The 7633-nt window shown below is 43.6% G+C and carries 5 protein-coding genes; 2 read left to right on the top strand and 3 right to left on the bottom strand.

Annotated features, from left to right (window positions below):
- Nucleotides 1–231 precede the first annotated feature (231 nt).
- Nucleotides 232–3066, bottom strand: a complete 2835-nt coding sequence (locus PX481_RS27115; RefSeq protein ID WP_288097040.1) for a leucine-rich repeat protein — start codon at nucleotides 3064–3066, stop codon at nucleotides 232–234.
- Nucleotides 3067–3562: 496 nt separating this feature from the next.
- On the opposite strand from PX481_RS27115, the gene PX481_RS27110 reads away from it, so the two are divergent.
- Nucleotides 3563–4369 carry a TPM domain-containing protein gene (locus tag PX481_RS27110; RefSeq protein WP_002758255.1) on the top strand — a complete coding sequence of 269 codons (807 nt, stop codon included), beginning with the start codon at nucleotides 3563–3565 and terminating at the stop codon, nucleotides 4367–4369.
- Nucleotides 4370–4526: 157 nt separating this feature from the next.
- A complete protein-coding gene (locus tag PX481_RS27105) occupies nucleotides 4527–5231 on the top strand; it encodes an LmeA family phospholipid-binding protein (protein WP_288025145.1) in 705 nt (234 codons plus the stop codon).
- 183 nt (nucleotides 5232–5414) lie between these two features.
- Here the strand turns inward: PX481_RS27105 and PX481_RS27100 are convergent, their stop codons facing one another.
- The gene (locus PX481_RS27100; RefSeq protein ID WP_002758258.1) at nucleotides 5415–6653 is read right to left on the bottom strand and encodes a DUF445 domain-containing protein; all 1239 of its coding nucleotides are present in this window, start codon (nucleotides 6651–6653) and stop codon (nucleotides 5415–5417) included.
- Between the two features lie 35 nt (nucleotides 6654–6688).
- Nucleotides 6689–7387, bottom strand: a complete 699-nt coding sequence (gene ubiE, locus PX481_RS27095) for a bifunctional demethylmenaquinone methyltransferase/2-methoxy-6-polyprenyl-1,4-benzoquinol methylase UbiE (protein WP_288097036.1) — start codon at nucleotides 7385–7387, stop codon at nucleotides 6689–6691.
- Nucleotides 7388–7633 lie beyond the last annotated feature (246 nt).

Raw genomic sequence — 7633 nt, 5'->3', positions numbered from 1 at the left:
GTGGGGTGTAGGGTGTAGGGTGTGGGGTTTTAGCGATTTTCAGGTGGTCAACTACCTAATTTTCAGGGAAAAAGTCCAGGAATTTTCCCCCCGATCACTCCAATGGTAGGCACTTTTTGAGGGAAAAAAAGTCTAAAAGCCTTATCCAACAAGGTTTTTAGATTTATTCAGCAAACCCTAAATATTTGTAAACTTTTTCGCCTAAGTTACCTTTCTGTGGTAAGCAAATCTTTACTGCTCCGATTTGGGGGTTTCTTGGGGGGTGTCATCGTTGTTGGTTTTGGGTTCTTGTCCTTTAAAAGTAGGGATAAATCGCGACAAAACTTCAAAAAGCTGATTAAAGGTCGTTTGATTGATTTTACCCGTCAAGAGCAATAACACAAAGACAATAAAAGCAAAGATAAAAATAATTGTCAAAACGCTGGTAATATGCTTTGAATCTGGCACAAAATGGGCAATCACCGCAACTATACAAGCAACCACAGCTAAAACCAGCAACAAAGCGAGACTAGGTTTCAGGAGATTGGGAGTTTCTGGCGTTTTGGGACTCATAGGGCGATTTTCTCGGCTTTTGCGGCTACGTTCCTCCTTTATATCGATATCTCTTGCTCTTTCTGTCTTAGATTCCACCCCTTCTAAGATATTGCGGATATTATATTTGCCGCGCAAACCGGGGAGAATTGCCTCCACGACACCTTGGTGATCGAGTTTTATCAGATGGAGATAATCGACGGGAACTTCTACCCCGGTGGGTTTTTCCCCTTGCAATTCTCGAATCACTAACTTTTCCTGTACGGCTAAATTAGGGATAGTAGCGTGAATTTTGTCAAAATCTGTCTTAATAATAGCTAAAAGCGCACTAGCACGGGAACCCTGGGCTTTTATGCTGATGTAGTTATCTTCCTCGTCGGCACGCACCAAAGCTTTATTAAGATCCATTGTCAGAACCACACCACTACGCCAACGCATGGTTTTATAGATCATCTGGTGATTACGGACGATAAAGCTGGAAATAATTCTACCGGGCAGGATATCATAACGGTACTGGAAGTGTAAAGGTGCGTTTTCGTAGCTATCCACATCCGGTTCATCGATGGGTAGAAGATCGGTGATTAGATAGCGAGCGGGACTGTACCCATCAAGGGGAAAACAGAGTTCAAATTTTCCCATCAAATCCATCAAAAATCCGCGTTTATTTTCGGGATAACGTTGGGGTTGTTTGAGAATATTTTCCAGATCTGGCAGTGAAAGAATGCCCTTTTTTTGCACCATCAAATCGTGATTATTGAGAATATCATAAACACCGTCAGTTACCCATTCCGGGTTCAGGACATTGGTTTCATTCAGTCGCGGATCATCTTGGTAGTTAAGGACAATACCGAGATCGTGGAGAAACTGCACTAAACTTTTTTGATCGCTGGCCTCTTTAATCTCGGCTGTCTGACACATTTCCTGATACTTTTCGTAGGAAATAAAGTCATAAGTCTTTTGCATCGCTTCTAGTTGAGTTTTGATCTCAAACCAACTATTAGGCAATGAATCTTTGATATGGGGAATAGCATCGATTTGAGAGGCGATTTCCTGCACAAGTTGCTCGATTCCCACACCGGTTTTACAGGAAGTGGCGATTAGCTTGGTGATTTGGGGATATTTTTTCCGGAGGGTGCGGATCTTAACTTGGGGGGGATGTTCATCGGCACAATTACCCACGATAATCACGAGAGAATTGCCTCCGTAGGTTTCAATGAGTTTTAACCAGTATTCCAGACGGTTTTGCTGTTCGTTTTTGCGGTTGTCGAGGACAAGCAGATAAAGACTGCGTTTAGTCAGAAAAAACTGATGGGTGGTTTGCATCACTTTCTGACCGCCAAAATCCCAGATATTGAGGCGAATATCGGGTTTTTGGGGCAGTGGCCACTTTTCAATATTAATGCCGGGGGTCTTGGGTTCTCCGGAATTAAAGGTATTGTGCAGTAACCGCTTTAACAGGGAAGTTTTCCCCACATCCCCCTCCCCCACCAATAAAACTTTAAGCTCATTAAGAGGGCGTTTTTTCCCTTTATCCTTGAGATAACTAAAAATCGCCTGCGGGTTGCCATCATCCAACATTTTTTTACCCCATCCCTGACGAATAATTTCCGGGGGAACGTTGGTAATCGGGTTATTTTCGAGGACTAATCGCTTCAGGTTGACTAGGTGAGCGAGCGCTTCTGGTATCTCCCTGATTTGGTTATTGCTGAGGTAGAGGACTTGCAGGGAGGTGAGTTGAGCGAGCGCTTTTGGAATCTCCCTGATTTGGTTATTGGTGAGGCCGAGGATTTGCAGGGAGGTGAGTTGAGTGAGCGCTTCTGGAATCTCCCTGATTTGGTTATGGCTGAGGTAGAGGACTTGCAGGGGGGTGAGTTGAGCGAGCGCTTTTGGTATCTCGCTGATTTGGTTATTGCTGAGGTCGAGGAGTTGCAGGGAGGTGAGTTGAGCGAGCGCTTCTGGAATCTCCCTGATTTGGTTACTGTAGAGATAGAGGTATTGCAGGGAGGTGAGTTGAGCGAGCGCTTCTGGAATCTCCCTGATTTGGTTATTTCTGAGGTCGAGGTCTTGCAGGGAGGTGAGGTAAGCGAGTGCTTCTCGAATCTCGCTGATTTGGTTATTGCTGAGGTTGAAGTATTGCAGGGAGGTGAGGTAAGCGAGCGCTTCTGGAATCTCCCTGATTTGGTTATGGCTGAGGTCGAGGAGTTGCAGGGAGGTGAGTTGAGCGAGCGCTTCTGGAATCTCGCTGATTTGGTTATTGCTGAGATAGAGGTATTGCAGGGAGGTGAGTTGAGTGAGCGCTTCTGGTATCTCCCTGATTTGGTTATTGTAGAGAAAGAGGCGTTGCAGGGAGGTGAGGTGAGCGAGTGCTTCTGGAATCTCGCTGATTTGGTTATTGCTGAGGTCGAGGAGTTGCAGGGAGGTGAGGTCAGCGATTTCGGGGGGAATTTCTGTTAAGTTTTTTTTGGACAGATCCAACTTCCTCGCTCTTTCGTCCTTTGCCCGTTGAATTAACTCTAATACTTCCTGTGCTGTCATTGACCATCCCCCCGCTACTATATTTACTCCATTTTGGCAAAAGATCCAGTTAATGCAACTGGTTGAGACCTCATCAGCTTGAGTTGAGTTTCTGGAGAGTGAACTGAAAACTCGCATCTGATGACCGATAAGGGACTTGCGTGGGAATAATATCCTAGCCAGAAAATCGCTCTGTAGAAGAATCAGGCCGGCCAGATGGCATATTATCAAAGCGCAAGTCCCTTAGCTGCGGGGACTCTCAAAGGCTCTCCCCCTACTTAGGGTGATCAGCAAACCTGGGCGATCGGAGGGCGCAAGCCTTGCGCCCCTACAGTAACGGATTTTGTCCACAATGTAGGGGCGAACTGCGTTCGCCCAAAAGGTACATTATCAAAGCGCAAGTCCCTAACTGGGTGACTAAAGTTGAGAATTCCCTTAAGATAAAGTAAATAAGTGTAAAGAAACTGAAAGTTAGCCTACACCCTTGCTGAAAAAATTCTCATTGTCTAGAAGTGCTATGCTCAATCGTTTTTGCCGAGGAATCTCGATCGCTCTTGTAATTGGTGTCATTAGCTGTCTGGGTTGGATTATCTGCCCGGATCAAGCTCTAGCGGTGAATAATCCCGAATTACTGCCCAATCAAGCCACTCCGATCGTTGATTTAGCCAATTATCTACCCGCAAAACAGGAAGAGGCATTAATCCGAGATATCGAGACATTTCAAGGGGAAACCGGCTGGAAAATGCGAGTTTTAACCCAATATGACCGCAGCCCCGGCCGGGCAGTGATTAATTTCTGGGGATTGGATGATAAAAGTATTCTCCTAGTGGCCGATGGTCGCGGCGGTAATCTACTATCTTTTAGTATTGGTGATGCCGTCTATGAATTTTTACCCCGCACTTTTTGGATCGAATTACAGGCCCGTTTCGGTAATATGTATTTTGTCCGGGAAAATGGCGAAAATAACGCGATCGTACAATCCTTGGACACGGTAAAAGGCTGTTTAGTTAAAGGTGGTTGTGCGGTGGTCCCCGGTTTACCGAAGGAACAGTGGATTTTAACTTTAATTACCTCAATTGTCGGCGGTTTAGTCTTCGGTTTTGCCGGTATTCCTCGCAAAGAAGGACAGGTTTTCGCTTGGCAATGGGTTTTAATTGTCTCTCCCCTCTGGTTTATCCTCTTTGTTGCTTTTGGTATTGGACCGGTGGTTACTCGCACCAGTGAATTACTGCCCCTTTTCCGCAATTTAATCGGTTTTGCCCTTGGAGTTTTAGTCGCCTATCTTTCCCCTCGTTTTAATTCCCTCAACCCCTCAAAAACCTAAAAATTAGCGGCTTTTCAGTGATCAGTAATCAGTAATCAGTGAAAAGAAAGTAGCGAAGTTTTTACCTATAACCGATAGCTGACGGCAGCCCCTCATGGTTCGATCGATCTAGCTCTGTTACAATTGGAAAAATTGTGGAGTGAGTGAGATAACGTTTATGTGGGTCAATACTCAAAGTGAGATTATTAGTAAGGTTTTGCCGCCAGCAGTACGTCTGTTCTTAAGAACGCAAGTAGAACAGATAGAAGATTTAGAAATGCAGCTGCACGGTCATGATCGGCAAATTTTGCGCGGTTATATCCCCGGGGTATTTTTAGCCGTAGGAAGAGCGATTTATCAAGGTTTACATTTAGGTAAAGCGCAATTAAGAGGGGAAAATATTCGTCTTAATATTGGGCAGGTTTTGCGAGGGAAACCCCTAAAAATTTTGGAACCTATTCGGGTTAGCGGTGAGGTGGAAATTAACGAGCAGGATTTAAATAATTCGATCGCCTCGACTATTTTAGTTAATGCTTTTGCCGATTTACTAATTTTTTCCCTAGAAAATAACGGAATTGTTAACGCCAGAGAAATTATCTCACAACAGCGTTTTAACTGGAAAAATGTTCTTCTAAATCAGGGCTATTTCTCTCTTCTCGGCCATAGAGAAACAGGTGCAGAAGTAATTTTTACTGCTGATATTACCTTAAAAGATGCCCGCACTTTAGGGATTAGTCCCCGACAATGGCAAGGTTTAGCCCCAGATTTATCTATTGATTTGCAACCTTTTACCGTCGATTTAGGCAAAGATGTGGAGATTAAATCTTTTATTCTCGACGATAAAACTCTTTTCTGTCAGGGAAGTTTTTTGATTTTACCTTAAAAATAAACGGGATGATTCCGGTGGGTTAACTTAGTTTAACCCACCTAATTAGGGCTTGCTGAATAAATCTAAAAACCTTGTTAGATTAAGGCTTTTTCACGGGGAAAATTCACACCCCACACCCTACACCCCACACCCCACACCCTGCCCCCACCAACAAACTTTTTCAGCAGACCCTAATTATTACCCCGGATTCTGTGCAATTAAAATAATTGTTTGTATTAGTCCAACTAGAAGACCGAGAATACCACCAAGATTAACAATTCCCTGTAATTCCTGTTTAACAATTCCTTGAATAGCATTTTCCAGATCAGCAGGGGAAGTGGCATTTACCCGATCGCGGATTACCTGATCGATGTTGAGAATCGGGATAATTTGGGCGACTAATTTCTCTAAATCTTCCTCTAGATAACGCTCTAAAATTAACGCTAACTCTTGACTAATTACCCCTAATGATGTAGTCATTGACACCGAGGATTGCAGACGATTAATAATTAAATTAGCGATTTGATCCCAGTCGATCGTTTGTCCAAAATCTTGCAGAAATTGTTCGCCACTTTCTTGAATATAAATTCGCACCGTGTCTCTAGTGGTTTTACGCAATTGTCTGACGGTGGAGATAGGTAAATTTTGCAAAGAGATACCTTGTAACCAGTTTTTCAGACGATTACGCATCTCTAAAGATAGTAATAATTCTTTGATTCTGGTATTAGCTAAATCCTTTTCATCAAGGCAAAAAGTGCGTAAGCGGGCCAGGGCATTGCGTAAACCGAATAAATTGGCTACTACCCAATAGGTTCCACTGGTTTTTTCCCGAAATCCTTCATCGATAACTTGAATATTGCGATCGGTTAAAAAATCGATCAAAGCTAGACGGATAACATCAGCAGGTAGGACGGTTTCTAATAGCCAATCGGAGAATTGTCGCGCCTGTTGTTCACTGAGAGAAAATTCTAAGACTAGGCGATCAAAAATTTGATTGATCTGTTTTTCTAAAAAGTCCTGCCGTCGGGCTAAAACTTTTAGTAATCTCGCTAAAGATTCCCCGAATAAATCATGAAGAATCGCCGCCAAAATCTCGGCTGTTTTTGCTTGCCGATCGCCTTTTATTTGTTTTAAAGCTAATTGTAACAGCCAGAGTATCGCCCCCTGTACCCTTTCGGTGTCGAGGAGTCGTTTAGCCAGTTTTTGTAATTCCTCGGGAGTTAACAGGGAACCCATGATCGTATCCGATACCCGAACAGCTAATCGATCTTGATTGCGAGGAATTAACCCCGGAGTGAAGGGAAGAGGACGCTTACCGATATAAATCGCCTTGTAGGGACGAAATAGCATTTTTATGGCTACATCGTTCGTAAAATAGCCAATAATTGCCCCCGCGATCGGCGGTAAGATCCATGTCCAAAGAGTAGGGAGATTCAATTTAGCAGCAAAAAATAAACGGAAATGTGAGTGAGTTATTTCTTCAAGACTAACACTCCCATCAGTCCTGCTAGGAGTGGATAGTGAACAGCACTGGAAAATCCCGACTGATAGCCTAATTTTACCTGTTCTCGGCCCTGGGGAAAGGGATCGATACTGGGACTAATATAAGCGTACTGGTCAGTTAAACCGTAGCGCTCGGCGGCGGGAACGACGATATGATCGAGATACCAGTTCTGGAATAATTTGGCGATGGTTTCGGTGGGTTGATGGAAGTCCAGAATCGCCGCTTTAGCACCCGGTTTCAGGACTCGGTATAATTCCCCGAGACATTGAGCAATATCGACCACATTGCGTAATCCATAGCCAATAGTGGCACAATCAAAGCTAGAATCGGCAAAGGGTAAATTGAGGGCATCCCCTTCCATCCAGTTAATATTAGTGGCGCTAAAACGTTGACGGGCGATTTTTAATTGTTGTGGGGAAAAATCTAGTCCGATCACCTGGCCGGTTTTGCCCACTTGTTTTGATAATAGGTTAGTCAGGTCGCCGCTGCCACAACAGATATCAAGGGCAAAATCGCCTTTTTCGGGTTGACACCATTTGACTGTCATTAATTTCCAGACGCGGTGTAATCCTAAACTTAATTCTTGATTAAGTCGGTCATATTCGGGAGCGATCCGATCGAAAATTTCTTGTATTTCTGTGGAGTTAGGTGAGGACTGATTGGACATTTTTATAATAAACCTCTTGCATAATTAACTTTTGAGGGTTCAAAAACGTCAAAAATAAGGATTAAATGGCATAAAATCTGTAAATAGACCATTTAACTGATTATTATTTCATTCTTAATTCTCCTGACTACTGACTACTGGCTACTGACTCCTAACCCTAACAACAATTTTTGATTTTTACCAGAGGTTAACAGCTGTTCGACTTCACCCAATAGTTACTTGACTGGTATCGACGCTGGTTGCCCC

The organism is Microcystis sp. M53603_WE2, from assembly GCF_030065435.1.
The sequence above is the reverse complement of the archived record's forward strand: the minus strand, read 5'-3'. Positions and strand labels throughout refer to the sequence as shown.